The following is an 18690-nucleotide window of genomic DNA, read 5'->3' on the forward strand; positions in this document are numbered from 1 at the left end:
TGACGTGCTGGTCAGGGCGCACCAGAATTCAGGTCAAGGGCTGTGTCAAGCGGACACCGGCACCTTCCGGCTCCCTCATTCACGGAGAGGTGCATGGCTCAACCGGAGAAACCGACCTATTTCGACATTGCAGCGGCCGAGAACATGAGCTCCGTGCTCGGTCAGCTGGCCGGGAAGATTGGTTGGCTGCTGTGGGTCCGCCACACGAACAGGGGGCGGTTCCTGGAATCCGGGCCGGGTCCCTGGCGGGGCAAGAAGCACGACCATTTCGTGTCAGATTTCGAAGCGGAGAAGACGGCACTCCAAAATCTGGCGGATGAGGCAACAAGACTGAAGGGGAAGATTGACGAGGTCATTGCCCGTGCTAACCGGGAGCGTGGCGGAGTGGGGTTCTGAGGGGGAGGTGACATGCACAAAATCAAAGGGCTGGCTTCCGCCACCCCGGGGTACCTCTATGACTACGCGAAGGTGACCACGGGCGCGGCCGGGCTGTTCGAGGAGTTCGTCAAGGGAACGCTGACCGATGCGCTGACCAAGTACAAGACCGTCGCGGCGAGGATGGGGATGGAGTCCGGCCGTCTTACCGGCGACGGGGAGACGATCGCCGCCGACGTCCTGTGGTGGACGAACAAGGTGCGGGAAACCGACGAGGGAGTGGGCGCCACGGGGCATGCCTTCGCACTCGCCGACAATTTGGAGGGGCCGTTCGCTCCCGTCCTGTCACCGTCCCTGTTCACGGTGCCGCTGGCCCAGATAGGGGTGGTGCACACCACCGACAAGGCGGTGGAGCAGATCCCGGCTCTGGCCGGTGCAGAATATGCGAAGCAGTTCCCTTCCGGTGACCTGACATCGTATCGGTTCGCGATCTTCCAGGAGTTGCAGAAAATCGGTGACCCGGAGTTCGCTGCTGCGTTTTTCAAGGCCCTGCCACCGGCTCAGCTGAAATCGCTCATGGCGCTGAACCAGGTGGGCGATCTCAAGGAGTATCTGAGCCTGGTGACATCGGTGATGAAGCTGATGAAACCTGAGGATGTCACGGCACTGATGGGGCAGGTACAACTGCCCCACCTGGATCTAGCCGGTCTCAAGAGGTTGTTTCCGGAGCTGTTGGCGTTCTACTCCACCGGAGCCGCGCACAGCCTGACGCCGCCGAAGCCGTCCCAATCGCTTGAGCAGTGGCTGAGCGAGGTGGGTGCCAAAATGGGACGCCAGATATTTCCCTTGATGAAAGCCATGCAGGCCGCCGACCTGAGCGCCGGAGATCAACAGGCTTTTGTCACTTCCATCCTCCAAGGCGCCTACCTCAATGTGCTGTTTATGGTGGCTGCCCCGCTGGAGCCCGAGCTACTGGCGGGGAGAGTCATCTTCTCGGCGGCCATCGGGGCGATTCAGAGCATCGCCTCGCAGGGCGATCCGCTGCCCTCCCTGGTGCCGGTCAGCAACAAGCCGCTGCACTTGGTCACCACGAACGACCGTGTCCTGGGGATCGTCAACTCACTGCTGGTCTCCAGCATCCTCACGCACAGCTCCGTATACCCGCCAGGTTCGAGTACACCGCTGGAGCTGACGGGCGAGCCCAAGGACGCCGAAATCGTCCGGCAAATCATGCTGCACCCTGAGGGGTATCGGGTCGACGATCCGGACCCGAAGAAGCGGAATCCATTGACCGTCAAATCGCTGCTCACCACGTTCGCCTACAACGAGCACAAGCAGGGGCTGGATCCGCTGCAACCGTGACGAGCCGTTACTGAAGTGCCCGGCCTGTTCGAATTGCCCCACACGTACAAGGAGGACCACATGTCCGTTGAGAAAGTCACCGCTGACCAGGAGGCGCACCGCGCCAGCAATAAGTTCCGCAGCATCATCCACGGCGGACTGACCGATTCGATCAATCAACTCGCCGCGGCGGGCAACACGCTGAGCGACCCGAATCACTGGGAGGGACGCCACGCCGCTGAGTTCCGCGCCGCGTGGCAGAGCGCACAGACGGACCTGAACAAGATGACGACGGCACTCCAGGAATTCCAGCACAGGTTCGACCGCATCCTGGCCAACATCACCACGGCGGGCAACGGCTGAGTCCGGCCTGGGGAGGAATGCAGAACCGGATCTGACGAGGTTGCACCATGTCTGAGATGGATACGCCCCCGCCCGGTGCCGGTGAGCCGTTCGCAGCCGAACTGTCCGCGGACGACCTCGCGTTGCTCGGCGCCGAGCCACTGCGCCGCTCCGACCCGCCGGACCTCGGCCCCTACCGGGTGCTCGCCCGGCTGGGCGGCGGGGGGATGGGCCGGCTGTACCTCGGGCGGGAGTCCGACACCGAAGGGGCGTACGGAGCGGGAGCGCTCGTCGCGGTGAAGGTGATCCGCTCGGAGTACGCCGAGGACGAGCGGTTCCGCCGCCGCTTCGAGCGCGAGATCGAGGCCGTACGCCGGGTGCACGGGGCGTACACCGCCGAGCTGCTCGACTCCGGTTACGACCGCGACGAACTGCTGTGGATGGCCACGGCCTACGTGCCCGGGCTCAGCCTGGGCCAGGCCGTCGAGCGGTGCGGGCCGCTGCCCGCGCCGGTCGTGTGGCGGCTGGCGTACGAGATCGGGCAGGCGCTCACCGCGATCGCCGCCGTGGGCATCGTCCACCGCGACCTGAAACCGTCCAACGTCCTGCTGGGGCCGGACGGTGCGCGCATCATCGACTTCGGGGTGGCGCACACCGCCGACGCCAGTTCGCTCACCATGACCGGTCAGCACCTGGGCACACCGGCCTTCATGTCTCCGGAGCAGGCGGACGGCCGTGAAGTGGGCACGGCCTCGGACGTGTTCTCCCTCGGCTCCGTCCTCGCCGCGGCGGTCACCGGCTCGGCCCCCTTCGGCGAGGGCACCACCGGTGATGTCATCCACCGGATCATCTACTCGCCGCCGAACGAGCATGTGATCGCCGAGGCCGCCCGGCGCGATCCCGGCCTCGCCCAACTGATCGGCCGGTGTCTGGACAAGGACCCGCTGCGGCGGCCGAGCCCGCAGGACGTCGGCGAGGCCACGCGGGGGCATGCCGTCGACGGGGAGTGGCCCGACGCGGTCGCCGAGACCGTCGCCGCACGGGCGGGCTGGCAAGGGACGGCGGTGTCGGTGCCGCCCATGGACCAGTTGACGATTCTGCGCCGCACCAAGCCCGAGGACCCGGGAGAGGAGGTGTCCGGCCGACGTCGGTGGCCGCTGGTGGTGGGCGTGGCGGCAGCGGTCGCGATCGCGGGAGCGGCTGTCGCCCTGGGGGCCTCCGGAGGAGACGCCGCCCGCCAGGAGGCCGCGGCCACGCCCGCAGGGTCACACTCCTCCGCCACCACCGCGAACTCACCGCACGCCAAACCGGCCTCTCCACGGCCGAAGTCCCGGCCCAGGACGGCGGTGACCGCGACTGTCACGGCCCCACCCTCCTCGGGAAACCAGCCGGCCGGCGGCGTCACGGACCCCGCCCAGCCGCAGCAATCGTACGATCCCCCGCCAGCCACGCGGCCCACCACCTCAGCGCCGACCAAGAAACCCGCGCCGCCGCCCGCCACCCCCGCCGAGCCCTGGAAGTCCTGCACGTACTACTCCGGCACCACTCTCACCGTCTACGGCCAGAAGGGGTCCCGCGTGAAGGAAGTCCAGTGCATCCTCAAGGCCCGCGGCTACAACATCGGCCCCAGCGGGGTGGACGGCATCTTCGGCGCCGACACTCTGACCGAGGTCAAGAAGTTCCAGAGCGACCACCACCTCCGGGTCGACGGCGAGGTCGGCGTCAATACCTGGGCCGCGCTGCGGTCGTGACCGACGCACCGCGGCCCCGGACCCGAACGAATGCCCTAGGCAGGCGCCCCGCGGGCCGTCTGCGCATGCCTGGCCGGGTGTCCGGTCACCACCGCAGCCGCTGCCTGCGGTATGTGCCGGGCGTGACCGCGTAGACCGTCTTGAACGTCCGGTTGAACACCGCGGGGTCCCGGAAGCCCCAGCGCCTCGCGATCTCGCTCACACTGCGGTGCGCGTGGGCCGGGTCGGACAGGTCAGCCCGGCAGTGTTCCAGGCGGCGTTCGCGCAGGAACGCGCCGACCGTACGGCCGTCCCGCTGGAAGAGGTGGTGCAGGTAGCGCAGCGAGATGTGGTTGGCGGCGGCGATGGAGGTGAGTGACAGGTCGGGGTCGTGCAGGTGGTGCTCGATGTACGTCTTGACTCCGCGCAGCAGCAGGTCGGTGGCGGGCGGGTTGGGTTGGGGGCAGGTGGGCAGCGGCTCGGCTGGGCGTGGGCCGGTCCGGTCGCCCTGAAGCCGTGCGGTCTCGCTGTCGAGGAAGGCCGTCGCGAGGTTGACGGCGGCGGTGCCCAGCCAGGCGGTGTGCCGGTCCTCGGCGGAAGGCAGGTGCGTGGCCAGCCCGAAGACGAAGGACGCGAGGAGGGCCGCCGGGCCCGACCCGGTCGGCGCGGGACGTCCGGAGACGTCGCGCAGCACCTTGCCGGGCAGCGGCAAGGCCGCTTCGGGCAAGTGCAGCACCAGCGCGCGGACTTCGTCGGAGCCGGTGGACGCGCCGGCGGAGAGCCGGAACGGATCGGCGGGGTCCCACAACACCACGCTGCCGGACTCCAGCCGCACGAGCCGCCGATTACGGCCGAGGACCAGTGGCCCGCGGGGTGCGAAGACCAGGTGCCAGGTCAGCTGCAGGCCGTCGGCGTACCGGCCCCCCATCTCCAGAACGGCCGGTGGCACGGGCAGGCTGAGCAACGACAGCCGTACCGGGCCCAGATCCACATGGTCCGTCGGGTCGGGCACGGCCGTCCGTACCGGAACCTGAAGCTCGCCGGGCAGGGCGGTTTCCGGTGCTGCCGGGCGGTCGGCGGCGGCGCGGTACCACCGTCCCGCGCCCAAGCCCTGCCTTCTGGCGGCAGGCGGCCTATGGCGCTTGCCGGTGGCGGTCGACGTGGTGTTCGCGATCTCCAGCTCGTCCGTGCCGGGCGAGCTGGCCTGAGCCGTCATGTCGGAAATCCCCCGAAGCGTGCGTGAGCGGCGTGCGCACCCGCGGAGCCAGGACGGCGGCCGACACGGAAGCCCCGGCGTGGACCGGGGGCTTCCGTGTGCAGGGCGTTACGTGCCGCCGCAGGGCTCCTCTCCCGGGGCGGCGAGGGCGGCCGATCCGGGGCCGTCATGCAGGTGCCTCCCCGAGTCTGGAGCGGGCGGACGGTTGCGGGCCAGCGCTGCCCGTCAGTTGCCTCAATCCTGGGACTGGAGCCCCTCTGACCTGCGGAGACGTCCGGCGGATGGGTCGCGGGACGGGACGTCTGTGAGAGAGTGGGCCCTACGGGAGAAGGGGGGACGCCGTCGTGGGACGCTGGCAGCCGCTGCCGGGCGACCTGCCTGCCGACGTGGCCCGGCTGGTGCGAGAACTGCGCCAGTACGTGGACCGGTGCGAGATGAACACCATGACCGTCGCCGCCGGGACCGGTTACAGCCGTAGTTCCTGGCTGCGCTACCTCAACGGGCGGAGACTGCCCCCTTGGGCGGCGGTCGCCGGGCTGGGACGGCTGGCGCAGGCCGATGCCGAGTCCCTGCGTGTGCTGTGGGAATCGGCGGCCCACGCCTGGACGGGGGAGCGCCCAGCCGACGACACGTCACCCGCACCACTGCGTCCGGCAGGTGACGTACGGGACCCGGATCCCCCGGACCTCGCGTCCTTACCGACTGGGGACCGGCCGCCCCCGCGCGTCTTTCGGGTGCCGCGCACGGGCCTACTGGCTGTTGTCGCCGCTTGCTCGCTGCTGGCCGCCGTGCTGCTCGCCCGGCCATGGGAAGGCTGGACCAGCGGGACGGAGGCCGGCCGCGTGCCGACCGGTGCCCCCTCTGGAGCACCGGCCTGGCCGTGGCCCTTGCGCAGCGCGGCGGACGGGGCGGCCGCCGGGTGCCGGGCGGCCGGCTGCCGGGGCCTGGACCCCTACCGCGAAAGATGTGACCGCGACAGTGTCGTCGTCCACCGGCTGCGCGCGTACGGCCGCGTCCTGACGCTTCAGTACAGCCCCGCCTGCCGGGCGAGCTGGGCGGAGGTCGACACAGCGGCGGCGACGGCCGGGTTGCGGATCGCCACGACGGGTGGCGACCAGCAAGTGGCCACCGACGGCGGGGCGTACACGGCGATGGTGGCGAGTGGGCCGGACGCGGCACGTGCCACGGTCGTCGTCCATGGCCAACAACTCGGCGTCGCACGGTACGACAGCTGGATCGACGCCGTCAGCGGCAGCGCGTGAGGGTGACGGCGTTCGTGCGCAGCCGGTGGAACCGCCCGGCGTCATAGACCTCGTAGACGCCGTCCGGGGCCAGGCGCAGCGGAAGATCGTAGCGTTCGCCCTGGTAGACCATCCACCGGCCGTCGGGGACGATACGCTCCGCCGCGACGCCCCAGGTGGCCGATCCGACGATCCCGTCCGCGGACAGGTGGTGGTTGCTCTGCCAGACGCGGGTGGCCTCGGCCGTCAGCTCGTCGTACGTGCAGGTGACTACGGAGATCGCCGAGTATCCGTCGGCCCACAGCACGCTCTGCCACAGGCCGATCAGGTCGCTGCGCCGGGTGCGGCCGACCGCCAACTGCTGTGTGGCGCCCAGCTCGTCGGCGACGAGCACATCGCCAAGCCGGTCGCGGGACTGCGGGTTCCGCGGGACCCCGGAACCCGCACACAGCACCGCCAGAATCAGTACGCACAGCGCGGCGCGCGCCGTCGTTCCTTCGCCCATGGCACCGTCTTACCGTCGTGACGTCAACTGCGTTGCGAGGGCGCTCAGTTACGAAGAACCAGCGGTTCTGCGACCGCCCGCGTAGATACAGTAGGGAAGAAATCGATGACCCCAGAGAGCACTGGGCCCGGAGGGCGTACGTGACTGACTGGAAGCCGTTACCCGGCGGCCTGGCCTCGGACGTCCGGCATCTGGTCGCCGAACTACGGAACCTGAAGGACCGCTCCGGGCTGAGTCTGGCTGTCCTCGGCGGCCGTACTCCATACAGCAAGTCCTCCTGGGAGCGCTATCTCAACGGCAAGGCACTGCCACCGCAGCATGCGGTGACCTCCCTCGGAAAGCTGGCCGACGCCGATCCCGCCCGGCTCGTGGCGCTGTGGGAACTGGCGAGCACCGCTTGGCACGAGCACAGAACCAGTGATACGGACGGGGCCCGTGATGCCCACGACGGCCACGACCGGCCGTTCGAGGAATCCGCTTCCGTAACGGAGCGCACTCCCGCCGCCGCGCAGGCTGAGGAGCCGCCGTCCGTGAGCCGTCGGTTCGGCAGGCGGCAGCTGATCCGGGCGGTGGTCGCCCTGGCCGCCGTCGGTGGCCTGTCCGTCTCGCTGTACGGAGCTTTCGGCCGGCATTCGGGCGCGCAGGCCGACCGGGACGGCACCATGAACAAGGACACACTGACCAGGCAACTCGACGTGAGCTGCTTCGCGGACAGCTGTGCCGGAAAAAACCCCGGACAAACCGGCTGTGGCGGCGACGCGTGGACCGCTGCCCTGTACAGGGTCGCTGGGGTCTACGTGGAGCTGCGCTACAGCGATGCCTGCAAGGCTGCCTGGTCCCGTATCAGCTGGGGACGTCCCGGCGACATCGCCCGGGTCGTCGGCGAGGGGGGCCGGACCTACCAGAACAAGGTCCACTACGACACCGACACGTTCAGCGCGATGGTCGCAGCGCCAAGCCCCTCAACGGCCGAGGCATGTGTTCTGCTCACCTCCGGGGTCCACGCCTGCACCTCCCCGGGGGGCACCCAGCACCTCACCGAGCCCCCGAACCCGCCCATCTCGGCCACCACCTCCGCGACGGTCGGCCCGAGGTAGGTCAGATCACCGAGCGGCCGTCGATACACCACTCCGGCGGACCTGACCCGTGACGCTCGTATGCCGCTCCGCGGTCCCGGGAGATGGCCAGAAGGGCCAAGAAATGCCGTCTGACCTGTGGCTTGCATGATGTGCGCTGTGGGCGTTACGGGCGATGTCTTGACGCATGCGCGACGCATGTGACGCACGTTCGACGCATGTTCTGATGGGGCGTCAGGTGGTCTAGGGGCGCCATCCGGGGAAGGGCTTTCAGCCGTGCCGAGCTGCGGTGCTGTGATCGCAGAGGTCCACCGGTGCCAGTGCGCGAAGCAGCAGGACGAGGCTCGTTGGCCATGGGTCGTCCCTTGCTCCGGCATCCTTCTGCATGCTCGTAGACGTTCGTCCGGCAGTGCTCTGCCGACTCGATCCTGATCGAGGCGCAGGATCGTCCTTGGCGCCCCGCACGATTCTGTCCGCGCGGCGATTCCGCCCGGACCCACGTCGAAGAGAACGATGGAACGGAAGCCTCGGCCGCCGACCCATCAGACAGGCTTTGGCGTTCCGAGCCCGCCCACGGTGCCGAGGGCGGTGGCATCGGCCCCGGGGAAGGTGCGGTCATCGCAGGAGGACTCGTGCTGTTCGTGGTCCTGGTCACCTGTCTCGCTATCAAGCACCCTGACGTCCAGGACACGCTCGGGGCGAGGACGCCCGCCCCGTCAACTCTCCCATCGGCACCCCGGCGGCTTCCGCGCGAAGGCCCTGCGGCTTCGGGCAGTGAAAGCTTCCTGTAAGGAAGCAGTCCCGACACTTGCGCCCACATGTCGCTTCTGCAGTCTGGGGCCTGATGCCATGAACGCCGTCACACGTTTCTGTCTGGATCACAAGCGCCTGGTCGTACTCGCCTGGCTGGTGCTGACAGTGATCGGTGCCCTGACCGTCGGACAGGCCACCGGGCGTCTGACACACTCCTTCGCCACCCCCGCCACCAAGGGCTACGACGCCAACCTGCACCTGCTGCAGAAGTTCGGCATCGACGGCAACGAGCAGCCGTCCATCGGCGTCCTCACGCTCCCCGCGGGCAAGGGCATGGACACCGCGCCCGGCCAGGACATCGCCGCGCGCACCTTCGCCGCCGCGAACAAGGCGGGCCACCTGGCCGTCGCCGACTGGGCCAACACCCATGACTCCAGGCTCGTCTCCGCGGACAGGCGCACCACCTGGGCGATCTTCAACATGCCCAACCCCGACATCCCGAGCGGGGCCGGAGTGATGGATCGCATCGAGCCGGCGCTCAAGGCCGCGGCGCCCGCGGGCGCCACCGTTTCGGTGACCGGCTTCGAGCAGATTCAGTCCACCAGCCAGGGCTCCGGGGGCGGAGGCCCGAGCGTGCTGGTGGAGACGCTGATCGGGGCCGCCGGAGCACTGGCCGTCCTGCTCTTCGTCTACGGCTCCGCGCTGGCCGTCGTTCCGCTGCTGATCGCCGTCCCCGCGATCCTGACGACCTTCCTCCTGATCCTCGGCCTCACCTACACCATGGACGTGAGCTTCCTGGTGGAGTACCTGGTTGCCGTCATGGGGCTCGGGATCGCCGTCGACTACTCACTGCTGCTCATCACCCGCTGGCGTGAGGAACGCGAGGCCGGGCGAAGCAACGAGGAGGCGATCGTGGCCGCCGGCCCGACCGCCGGACGCGCCGTGGTGCTCAGTGGTCTCACCGTCGCCGCGGGCCTACTCTCCCTCGTCATCCTGCCTGTGCCGTTCCTGCGCAGTATCGGCGTCGGCGGGATGCTCATCCCACTGGTGGCCATCGCCTCCGCGGTCACCCTGCTGCCGGTGATCCTCGCCGCCTGGGGGCCGGCCCTGGACAAGCACCGCATCCGCAGGGGGTCGACGACGTTCAGCCGGGGCTGGGAGCGCTGGGCCCGTGCCATCGTGCGCCACCGCTGGGCGGCGGGCGTCGCCGGACTGGTCATCGTCGTCGCTCTTGCGATCCCGGCGCTGTTCATGAACACGGGACAGCCCCGTGCCAACTCCCTGGGAGGCAAGAGCCAGGCCGCGATCACCCTGCACGCGCTCGAGCGGCAGGGGGTGCCCAGCGGGGTGGTGTTCCCCGTCCAGATCCTGGCCCACGGCGGACCCGCCGCCCAGGAGGCCGCACGGATCGCGGAGAAGACGCCCGGGATCTATACGGTCGTCGCACCCGCGACGCCTTCCTTCCGGCAGGCAGGCGACGCCCTCATCACCGCCATCCCCTACGACGAGGGCAACACGCCGGCCGGAACGGCCACCGTGGCTCGCGTACGTGCGGCACTCGCCAAGGTCCCGGGCGGAGCCGAGGTCGGCGGCAACACCGCGCAGAACGTCGACTTCAACCGCGCGGTGTACGGCAACTTCCCGTTGATGCTCGCGGTGATCTCGCTGCTCGCCTTCCTGCTGCTGGCCCGGGAATTCCGCTCCGCGGTGCTGGCCGTCAAGGCCGTGCTGGTGAACCTGGTGTCGCTCGGCGCCTCGTTCGGGTTTCTGGTGCTCTTCTGGCAGAACGGCCTCGGGTCCCAGGCGGTCTACGGCGTTGCGGCCACCGGATCGATCCGCAACTGGATTCCCATCATCACCTTCGCGTTCCTCTTCGGGCTCTCCATGGACTACGAGGTCTTCATCCTGGCCCGCATGCGTGAGGAATACGACCGCACCCGCTCCACCCAGCAGGCCATCATCGGTGCCCTGGCCCGTACCGGGCGCCTCGTCACCTGCGCGGCGGTGATCCTCGCCATCTCCTTCGCGTCCCTGTCCAGCGCTCCCGACGTGGTGGTGGAGATGATCGCCACCGGGCTGGGCGTCGGCATCTTCATCGACGCTGTCGTCGTCCGGACCCTGCTGGTGCCCGCCCTGGTGGCGATCATGGGCCGGTGGAACTGGTGGCTCCCGGAGAGGCTCGCCCGGCTCCTGCGCGTTCCCCGGGCCGGCGGTGACAACGGGATCAGCTCTCCTGTCCCGCTGAGGGCCGGCCCCAACTGAGAGTGCGGGCCGGGCCCGAGGGCTTCCGGTGCCCCTGGCCGTGAAGGGCCGTCGCCCGCTCCTGGGCGGCGGCCCCGTGCCGCCTGTGGCTGCGTGACGTGTCTTCCTCGCGCTCGCCGCCCTCTCGACTGCAAACGACAGCACCGTCCGCCAGATCGCCGCCGGGCTGGCGGCCGGGTCCTGCTCGACGCCATCGTGGTGCGGATGCTCCTCCTGCCCGCGCTGGTCTCGCTCTTCGGCAAGCTGAACTGGTGGATGCCCCCACACGCGGCCCGGCTGCTGCGGATCAAGCCCGATCCACCGCTGCCGCCGGACGAGCAGGAACGCGAGCCCCTACTGGTCGGAGATGCTGGATAGATGCGCGTGCTGATGGTCGAGGACGACAGGGACATGGCCGAGTCGCTCGCCTGGGGACTCAAGGCCGAGGGCTACGTCGTGGACGTGGCGGACAACGGCGTGGACGGGCTGTGGAAAGCCCGCGAAACCTCGCCGGACGTGATCATCCTGGATGTGATGCTGCCGGGGATGAACGGCTACCGGGTCTGTCGCACCCTGCGCGAGCAGGGCCTGTGGACGCCGATCCTGATGCTCACCGCGATGGACGAGGACCTCGACCACGCCGAGGGCCTGGACAGCGGGGCCGACGACTACCTGGCCAAGCCGTTCTCCTACCCGGTGCTGCTCGCGCACCTGCGCTCCCTGACCCGGCGCGGGCTCGGCGCCAGGCCGACGGTGATCACCGCTGCCGGCCTGGCGCTGGACCCGGCCAGCCGCACGGTGACCCGCAGTGGCCAGGAGCTGGATCTCACCCCCCGGGAACTGTCCGTCCTGGAGCACTTGATGCGGTGCAAGGGACGCGTGGTGTCCAAGTCCGCGCTGCTGGACCACTGCTGGGACGTGAACTTCGACGGCGGCCCGTCCGTGGTCGAGGTCCATGTGCACCGGCTGCGCCGGAAGATCGAGACACCAGGCGGTCCGCCGGTGATCGAGACGATCCGAGGCGAGGGCTACCTGATCCGGGAGGACAGGCCGTGAGCAGCCGACGCCTCAGCCACCGGGTCTGCATGCGCACCGTGCGCGCCAGGGTCACCGTCGTCGCCGGGCTCGCGCTCACGGTGGCGGTGACCCTCGGCCTGGTCATCCTCTATCTGCTCCAGGTCGGCTCCGCGCACCGGACCGCCGACGACCAACTGCGCACCTACGCCGCACAGGTCGAGCAGTCCGCCCAGGGCGGCAGCAGCTGGCCGCATCCGCTGCCCGCATCCGCCCTGGACCCCAACGCCCAGGCCCAAGTGCTCACCCCGGATGGCACCGTCCTCTCCGCCACCTCAGCCCTGCAGGCGCAGGGGGCCCTCTACACCCTGCCCCCCGGCGCCCAGACTCCGATCCGGCAGAAGGCCGCAGACACGGCGTTGAGAGGCGAGGTACGCGTTCTCGGTACCCGGGCCACCGTCGGCGGCAGAGCGGTGACGATCATCACCGTCACCACCACCGACCTGCTCAGCCAGGTCAACGAGACCTTCGCGAGGCTGCTGCTGGTGGGCGTGCCAGGCATCCTGCTGCTGGCCTGCGGCACTGTGTGGCTGGTCGTGGGCCGGGCCCTGCGCCCGGTGGAGCGCATCCGCCGCTCCGTCACCGAGATCACGGCCGCGGACCTGTCGAGGCGCGTTCCGCAGCCGGGCACCCACGACGAGATCGGTGACCTCGCCCGCACGATGAACGACATGCTCACCCGGCTCGACGACTCCGCGTCGCGGCAGCGGCGCTTCGCCGCCGACGCCTCGCACGAGTTGCGCAGCCCGCTGGCGGCGATCCGCACCACACTGGAGGTCGGACTCGCCCACCCGGAGGCGGCGCCCTGGCCGGAGATCGCCCGGCGGGCGGTTCGGCAGTCCGGGCGCCTGGAGACGCTCGTGCAGGAGCTTCTCGTCCTTGCCAGGAGCGACGACCGGCAGCTGGTGACGCGACGGCGAACGGTCGATCTCGGTGAACTGGTCGAGGAGGTGCGCGCGACCAGTGCCGCCCCGCGGGTGCCCGTCGGCATCGACTCCGCGAAGACCGGCATCATGGTCATTGGCGACCCCGAACACCTGAGCCGTATGGTGCGCAACGTCCTCGACAACGCCGTCCGCCACGCCCGGCACGCAGTGCAGGTCTCGGTCCTGGACGCTCCGCCCGCTCAGGTGAGGATCGAGATCGCCGACGACGGCCCTGGAGTCCCGCCCGAGGAACGCGAGCGCGTCTTCGACCGTTTCGTCCGCCTGGACGCGAGCCGCGAACGCACCAGCGGATCGAACGGCCTCGGCCTCGCCATCGCCAAGGAGATCGCGACCGCACACGGCGGCCGCATCACCCTCGACGAGGCCCCGAGCGGTGGCGTACTGGTCGTGATCACCCTGCCGGGCGCCGAGGGGCGTCCTTGAACCGCCGCCGGAATCGGGGCGGAACTCCCTCCCGCGGACGAGCAGGGGCACCCCTGGCGGTGGCGAACAGCCGGTGCAGGCCGGGGAGCTGGTCGTGGGTGCCATCATCCTGGTACGGCCCGGAGAGCGCGTGGGAGCCGACGGCCGGGTGCTGGACGGGGCCAGCGAGGTGGACCAGGCGACCATCACCGGCGAACCGCTCCCCGTGCCGAAGGAAATCGCAGACGAGGTCTTCGCGGGCACCGTCAACGGCACCGGCGCCCTGCGCGTCCGCGTCGAACGCGACGCCTCCGACTCGGTGATCGCCCGGATCGTCCGCATGGTCGAGGAGGCGTCCGTGACCAAGGCACCCACCCAGCTGTTCATCGAGAAGGTCGAACAGCGCTACTCACTGGGCATGGTGGCCGCGACCGTGGCCGTCTTCCTGGTGCCGCTCGCGTTGGGCGAGGAGCCGACCGGGGCGCTGCTACGGGCCATGACCTTCATGATCGTGGCATCGCCGTGCGCGGTGGTGCCGGCGACCATGCCGCCCCTGCTGTCCGCGATCGCGGCGCAGATCGCCACCCTCGACACGGGCAGTTCGCTGTTCTTCGACCACCGCGACCCGGAGAACGTCATCCGGCTCGCCAAGCACCGCCTCGACGCATGACCTTCGCACCACCCTGCAGGTCGGCAACACCGTGGTCCTGGCCCGCAAGATCAGCAGCCTGATCCCTGCGACGCACACCGTGTCGACCAGAACGGCACCCGCCCCAGGGCACTGGGCGCGGGCCGGCCAGGCATTCGGTTCGGGACCTGTGTCCCTCCGGTGCCCGGTTGTCGTGCATGGCGATCGAAAACCGGGCAATGCGTCAGGGGTGACACGCGTTGGAATCATCGTCCTGACTCTGGTGACCGCTCTCGGGGCCTTGGCTGCTGCCGTCGGGGACTCGCCCTACTGGTGGTTCGCGGCCCTTCCGCTCACGTTCGTGGGTGTGCTGGGTGCCTGGGACCTGCTGCAGCGTCGGCACTCGGTGCTGCGCAACTATCCCGTGCTCGGCCATGCCCGCTTCCTCATGGAGCGCATACGCCCGGAGTTGCAGCAGTACTTCATCGAGCGGAACTATGACGGGCGCCCCTTCGACCGGGACGTGCGCAGCATTGTCTACGAGCGCGCCAAGGGCACCGACGCGGAGGAGCCGTACGGCACCGAACGGGACGTGTACCAGCCCGGCCACGAGTTCCTGGTGCCGTCGATGGCGCCCTGCCCGGTGCCGGAGAACCCGCCGCGCGTGCGGATCGGCGGCCCGGACTGCGGTCGGCCGTACGACATGGCACTGCTGAACGTCTCGGCGATGAGTTTCGGCTCGCTGTCGGCCAACGCCGTCCTCGCGCTCAACGGGGGTGCCGCGGCCGGGGGTTTCGCCCAGGACACCGGTGAAGGCGGCCTGTCCGAATATCACCTCCGTCCGGGGGGCGACCTCGTCTGGGAGATCGGCACCGGGTACTTCGGTTGCCGCACCGAGAATGGCGATTTCGACGCGGCCGAGTTCGCCGACAAGGCCGCACACGATCACGTCAAGTGCGTGTCGCTGAAACTGTCGCAGGGCGCGAAACCCGGCATCGGCGGTGTGCTGCCGGGAGCCAAGGTAAACGCCGAGATCGCCCGGGTCCGGGACGTGCCCGAGGGGCGGACGGTCGTCTCCCCGCCGTACCACCGGGTGTTCTCCACCCCACGGGAACTCGTCCGCTTCATCGCCCGCATGCGGGAGCTGTCCGGTGGCAAGCCTGCCGGGTTCAAGCTGTGCGTGGGCTCGCGCCGGCAGTTCCTGGCCGTGTGCAGGGCCATGCTGGAGGAGGGCACTGCGCCTGACTTCATCGTGGTGGACGGCGCGGAGGGCGGGACCGGTGCGGCGCCGCTGGAGTTCGCCGACCATGTGGGCACCCCGCTCACCGAGGGGCTGCTCACCGTGCACAACGCCCTCGTGGGCACGGGCCTGCGCGACCGGATCAGGATCGGCGCCAGCGGCAAGATCGCCACCGGCAGCGACCTGGTCAAACGGATGGTGCAGGGCGCCGACTACGGCAACGCCGCACGGGCGATGATGTTCGCCGTCGGCTGCATCCAGGCACAGAAGTGCCATACGAACACCTGCCCCACCGGCGTCACGACCCAGGACCCCCGCCGAGCCCGCGCCCTCGACGTGCGTGACAAGACGGCGCGCGTCCAGCGCTACCAGGAGGCGACTGTGGCCGGCGCCCTGCAGATCATGGCGTCCATGGGCGTCACCGATCCTGCGGAACTGCGTCCGCACATGCTCCGCCAGCGCGTGGACCCCTTCACCGAGCGCTCCTACGAGGAGCTGTACGAGTGGCTGGACCCTGGGCAGTTGCTGGCCGAGCCGCCGGACTCCTGGGCGGCCGACTGGAAGGCCGCCGACCCTGACCGTTTCACCGTGTGACCTGGAGGACTCACGTGGCCCGTACTGTTGCCCGCGTCATCGTGGACGCGCTGAGCGAGCTCGGCGTGCGCCAGGTGTTCGGCGTTGTGGGAGATGCGCTCAATCCCCTTACTGACGCCATCCGTACCGCCGACGCCCTGGAGTGGGTGGGCTGCCGGCACGAGGAGGCGGCGGCCTTCGCCGCGAGCGCCCAGTCACAGCTCACCGGGACGCTCGGCGTGTGCATGGGCACCGTCGGACCCGGTTCCGTCCACCTTCTCAACGGGCTGTACGACGCGGCCAAGAGCCATGCCCCGGTCCTGGCGATCGCCGGTCAGGTACCGCTCGCCGAACTCGGCAGCGACTACTTCCAGGAGGTCGACAACGACGCCCTCTTCAGCGACGTGGCCGTCTTCCGTGCGACCATCACCTCGCCCGACCAGCTTCCGCAGATGCTGGAGACGGCGGTGCGGCACGCACTGGGCCGCAGGGGCGTCGCCGTCCTCACCGTGCCGGGCGACCTGGGCGAGCGGGAACTGACCGCCGACCGGCCGCCCCGCTTCTCCCTGAACGCTCCGCTGAGCCGGCCGGACGGGTCGGCCGTCCGCCGTGCCGCGGAACTCCTCGACCGCTCCGAACGGGTCACCCTGCTCGTCGGCGAGGGCGCCCGAGCCGCCCGCGAGGACGTCCTCACCCTCGCCGACCGCCTGGCCGCACCGATGGTGCTCACGCTGAAGGCCAAGGCGGGCTTCGAGGGCGACCACAACCCCTTCCAGGTCGGCCAGACGGGACTGATCGGCAACCCCGCCGCCGCGGCGGCACTCCAGGACGCGGACACCCTCCTCCTGCTCGGCACCGACTTCCCCTACCGGGACTGGTATCCCGAGGGCCGGACCGTGATCCAGGTGGACACCGAGGCCACCCACATCGGACGCCGGGTACCCGTCGACGTCGGGCTCGTGGGGGACGCCGGCGCCACCGTACGCGACCTCCTGGACCACGTCACCGCCGCGCCTGCCGGGTCCACAGGAGCACGTGACCGCTCGCACCTGGAGAAGGCGCGTGACCGCTTCGACCGGTGGCGCACGGGTCAGGCCCGGCTCGCCGACCCGTCGCACGACAAGGGCGTCGTCGGCCGCATCCGCTCCGCGCTGGACAACCGTGCCCACGACATCCGCCCGGAAGCACTGGCCGCGGCCGTCGACCGGGTCGCCGCCGACGACGCCGTCTTCACCTCCGACACGGGCATGGCCACGGTGTGGCTGTCCCGCTTCGTCGAGATGCGCGGTGAGCGACGCCTCATCGGCTCCTACAACCTCGGCTCGATGGCCAACGCCATGCCCCAGGCTCTGGGCGCCCAGAGCCTGGACCGCGAGCGCCAGGTCGTGGCCTTCTGCGGCGACGGCGGACTGAGCATGCTCCTCGGCGACCTCATGACCCTGAAGACGTACCGCCTTCCCGTGAAGCTCGTCGTCTTCGACAACCGCCGGCTGGGCATGGTGAAACTCGAACAGGAGCAGGCCGGACTGCCCGAGTTCGGCACGGTGCTCGACAACCCCGACTTCGCCGCCGTAGCCGAAGCCATGGGCATCACCGGCGTCCGCGTGACCGACCCGGGCGACGTGGAGAGCGCCGTGCGACGCGCCTTCCGCACTCCGGGCCCGGTCCTGCTCGACGTCCTCACCAACCCCGACGAGATCGCCGTGCCGGCCAAGCCGACCGTCGAACAGGGCTGGGGGTTCGCGGTGGCCAAGATGAAGGAAATCGTACGCAGCCACGGGGAACCGGGCGGGGACTGACAGAAGATGGAGGAATGCCGGTCGGACACCGGGGTAGGCGCCTGCTTGCCGGACGATGGACCGGCGACGACGAGGCCGATCGACTGGGAGGGCACATGATGGCGACGACCGCGCAGACCACTGGGCAGATGGTGGACCTTCCGGAGGTGGCGGACCCCTCCAAGGTCGCGCCGAAGGACGCGCGGGAACTGTCGAAGGTGTTCTTCGACCAGTTGGCGGTGCTGGAGGAGGGCACTCCCGAGTATCAGTACGCGCGCAACACGCTGATCGAGATGAACATGTCCCTGGTCCGCTACGCGGCCGGCCGGTTCCGCAGCCGGGGGGCGGACGAGATGGAGGACATCGTCCAGGTCGGCATGATCGGGCTCATCAAGGCGATCGACCGGTTCGAACTGACCCGCGAGGTCGAGTTCACCTCCTTCGCCGTGCCGTACATCGTGGGGGAGATCAAGCGGTTCTTCCGCGACACGTCCTGGGCCGTGCACGTCCCGCGCCGGCTCCAGGAAGCCCGCGTCCAACTCGCCCGTGCCAACGAGGAACTGCGCAGCCGGCTGGGCCGGACACCGACGACCAAAGAGCTTTCCGAGCTGATGAGCCTTCCGGAGGACGAGGTCGTCGAGGCGCGGCTGGCCTCCAACGGCTACAAGTCGGCCTCCCTGGACGCGGCGATCAGCGGCAGCGAGGACGGCGAGGCCGCGCTGGCGGACTTCATCGGCGACGAGGACGCCGCCCTCGGCCTGATCGAGGACTTCCACGCCCTGGCCCCGATGATCGCGGAACTCGACGAACGCGACCACAAGATCATCCACTGGCGGTTCGTGGAGGAACTCACCCAGGCTCAGATCGGCGAACGTCTCGGCGTCTCCCAGATGCACGTCTCCCGGCTGATCACCCGTCTCCTGGCCCGCCTGCGCCAAGGCATGCTGAGCACCACCTGACGCTCTGCGTAGGCCGATGCCCTTGGGCGAAGGAAGGTTGCCCCTCGACGGGAAGTCGCCCGAGTACGGGCCGAGTCGAGGGGCACCGTCGTTCGTCCGGAAGCGCTGCCGGTCACGGGTCTGCGCGAACCGTGGGCTTCGCCGGCCCCACGTTGGGCTGAGCGCCATCAGAAGAGCAAGGTCGGACAGCCACAGCAGACGACGACGGTGACCGAAAAAAGGGGCCTGCCCGGAATCACGCCGGGCAGGCCCCTTTTCGAATTCTCGCT

15 protein-coding genes and 1 pseudogene are annotated in these 18690 nt (G+C 69.6%); 14 read left to right on the forward strand and 2 right to left on the reverse strand.

Features of this window, described 5'->3' with window-relative positions; all coding sequences use genetic code 11:
* Window positions 1-93 precede the first annotated feature (93 nt).
* From ACZ7OO_RS26060 to ACZ7OO_RS26075, 4 genes are read left to right on the forward strand one after another with little or no spacing between them, the layout of a single operon-like run.
* A complete protein-coding gene (locus ACZ7OO_RS26060; protein ID WP_471508148.1) occupies window positions 94-396 on the forward strand; it encodes a hypothetical protein in 303 nt (100 codons plus the stop codon).
* A gap of 12 nt (window positions 397-408) precedes the next feature.
* On the forward strand, window positions 409-1737 hold the full coding sequence (locus tag ACZ7OO_RS26065; protein ID WP_471508150.1) for a hypothetical protein: 1329 nt from the start codon (window positions 409-411) through the stop codon (window positions 1735-1737).
* 60 nt (window positions 1738-1797) lie between these two features.
* Window positions 1798-2079: a hypothetical protein gene (locus ACZ7OO_RS26070; RefSeq protein ID WP_471508152.1), complete on the forward strand. Its 282-nt coding sequence runs from the start codon at window positions 1798-1800 to the stop codon at window positions 2077-2079.
* A gap of 56 nt (window positions 2080-2135) precedes the next feature.
* Window positions 2136-3809, forward strand: coding sequence for a protein kinase domain-containing protein (locus ACZ7OO_RS26075; RefSeq protein WP_471508154.1), 1674 nt, complete (start codon window positions 2136-2138; stop codon window positions 3807-3809).
* A gap of 85 nt (window positions 3810-3894) precedes the next feature.
* Here ACZ7OO_RS26075 and ACZ7OO_RS26080 read toward each other — a convergent pair whose 3' ends face one another.
* Complete coding sequence (locus tag ACZ7OO_RS26080) at window positions 3895-5004, reverse strand: AraC family transcriptional regulator (protein WP_471508156.1); 1110 nt, start codon at window positions 5002-5004, stop codon at window positions 3895-3897.
* Window positions 5005-5348: 344 nt separating this feature from the next.
* Here ACZ7OO_RS26080 and ACZ7OO_RS26085 point away from each other — a divergent pair, with 344 nt between their 5' ends.
* A complete protein-coding gene (locus ACZ7OO_RS26085) occupies window positions 5349-6266 on the forward strand; it encodes a helix-turn-helix domain-containing protein (RefSeq protein WP_471508158.1) in 918 nt (305 codons plus the stop codon).
* On the opposite strand, the gene ACZ7OO_RS26090 is transcribed toward ACZ7OO_RS26085, so the two are convergent.
* Complete coding sequence (locus ACZ7OO_RS26090; RefSeq protein WP_471508160.1) at window positions 6250-6750, reverse strand: peptidoglycan-binding domain-containing protein; 501 nt, start codon at window positions 6748-6750, stop codon at window positions 6250-6252. The genes ACZ7OO_RS26085 and ACZ7OO_RS26090 overlap by 17 nt on opposite strands.
* Window positions 6751-6890: 140 nt before the next feature.
* On the opposite strand from ACZ7OO_RS26090, the gene ACZ7OO_RS26095 reads away from it, so the two are divergent.
* The 9 genes and pseudogenes from ACZ7OO_RS26095 to ACZ7OO_RS26135 all read left to right on the forward strand — a co-directional run bounded on the left by ACZ7OO_RS26095 (window position 6891) and on the right by ACZ7OO_RS26135 (window position 18421).
* Window positions 6891-7847: a DUF2690 domain-containing protein gene (locus ACZ7OO_RS26095; protein WP_471508162.1), complete on the forward strand. Its 957-nt coding sequence runs from the start codon at window positions 6891-6893 to the stop codon at window positions 7845-7847.
* An 828-nt stretch (window positions 7848-8675) separates the two neighbouring features.
* Window positions 8676-10841, forward strand: a complete 2166-nt coding sequence (locus ACZ7OO_RS26100) for an MMPL family transporter (protein WP_471508164.1) — start codon at window positions 8676-8678, stop codon at window positions 10839-10841.
* A 204-nt stretch (window positions 10842-11045) separates the two neighbouring features.
* Window positions 11046-11198: a hypothetical protein gene (locus tag ACZ7OO_RS26105; RefSeq protein ID WP_471508166.1), complete on the forward strand. Its 153-nt coding sequence runs from the start codon at window positions 11046-11048 to the stop codon at window positions 11196-11198.
* Window positions 11199-11876 (forward strand): response regulator transcription factor, encoded by a 678-nt coding sequence (locus tag ACZ7OO_RS26110; RefSeq protein WP_471508168.1) that lies wholly within the window; start codon window positions 11199-11201, stop codon window positions 11874-11876.
* A gap of 29 nt (window positions 11877-11905) precedes the next feature.
* Window positions 11906-13264 (forward strand): sensor histidine kinase, encoded by a 1359-nt coding sequence (locus tag ACZ7OO_RS26115; RefSeq protein WP_471508280.1) that lies wholly within the window; start codon window positions 11906-11908, stop codon window positions 13262-13264.
* Window positions 13251-13913, forward strand: a pseudogene (locus ACZ7OO_RS26120) (HAD-IC family P-type ATPase); the annotation flags it as partial. The gene ACZ7OO_RS26115 and the pseudogene ACZ7OO_RS26120, both read left to right, overlap by 14 nt.
* Before the next feature lie 241 nt (window positions 13914-14154).
* Window positions 14155-15705 carry an FMN-binding glutamate synthase family protein gene (locus tag ACZ7OO_RS26125; RefSeq protein ID WP_471508170.1) on the forward strand — a complete coding sequence of 517 codons (1551 nt, stop codon included), beginning with the start codon at window positions 14155-14157 and terminating at the stop codon, window positions 15703-15705.
* Window positions 15706-15719: 14 nt separating this feature from the next.
* Window positions 15720-17483 (forward strand): thiamine pyrophosphate-dependent enzyme, encoded by a 1764-nt coding sequence (locus ACZ7OO_RS26130; protein WP_471508172.1) that lies wholly within the window; start codon window positions 15720-15722, stop codon window positions 17481-17483.
* A 95-nt stretch (window positions 17484-17578) separates the two neighbouring features.
* On the forward strand, window positions 17579-18421 hold the full coding sequence (locus ACZ7OO_RS26135; RefSeq protein ID WP_471508174.1) for an RNA polymerase sigma factor SigF: 843 nt from the start codon (window positions 17579-17581) through the stop codon (window positions 18419-18421).
* The last annotated feature ends 269 nt before the right edge of the window (window positions 18422-18690 follow it).

This window comes from Streptomyces sp. NPDC111744 (assembly GCF_055634995.1).

Coding starts and splice junctions, on each gene's coding strand:
- ACZ7OO_RS26090 (WP_471508160.1), bottom strand. CDS start 6,750: ATGGGCGAAGGAACGACGGCGCGCGCCGCGCTGTGCGTACTGATTCTG.
- ACZ7OO_RS26110 (WP_471508168.1), top strand. CDS start 11,199: ATGCGCGTGCTGATGGTCGAGGACGACAGGGACATGGCCGAGTCGCTC.
- ACZ7OO_RS26100 (WP_471508164.1), top strand. CDS start 8,676: ATGAACGCCGTCACACGTTTCTGTCTGGATCACAAGCGCCTGGTCGTA.
- ACZ7OO_RS26080 (WP_471508156.1), bottom strand. CDS start 5,004: ATGACGGCTCAGGCCAGCTCGCCCGGCACGGACGAGCTGGAGATCGCG.
- ACZ7OO_RS26135 (WP_471508174.1), top strand. CDS start 17,579: ATGATGGCGACGACCGCGCAGACCACTGGGCAGATGGTGGACCTTCCG.
- ACZ7OO_RS26070 (WP_471508152.1), top strand. CDS start 1,798: ATGTCCGTTGAGAAAGTCACCGCTGACCAGGAGGCGCACCGCGCCAGC.
- ACZ7OO_RS26115 (WP_471508280.1), top strand. CDS start 11,906: ATGCGCACCGTGCGCGCCAGGGTCACCGTCGTCGCCGGGCTCGCGCTC.
- ACZ7OO_RS26075 (WP_471508154.1), top strand. CDS start 2,136: ATGGATACGCCCCCGCCCGGTGCCGGTGAGCCGTTCGCAGCCGAACTG.
- ACZ7OO_RS26065 (WP_471508150.1), top strand. CDS start 409: ATGCACAAAATCAAAGGGCTGGCTTCCGCCACCCCGGGGTACCTCTAT.
- ACZ7OO_RS26060 (WP_471508148.1), top strand. CDS start 94: ATGGCTCAACCGGAGAAACCGACCTATTTCGACATTGCAGCGGCCGAG.
- ACZ7OO_RS26105 (WP_471508166.1), top strand. CDS start 11,046: ATGCTCCTCCTGCCCGCGCTGGTCTCGCTCTTCGGCAAGCTGAACTGG.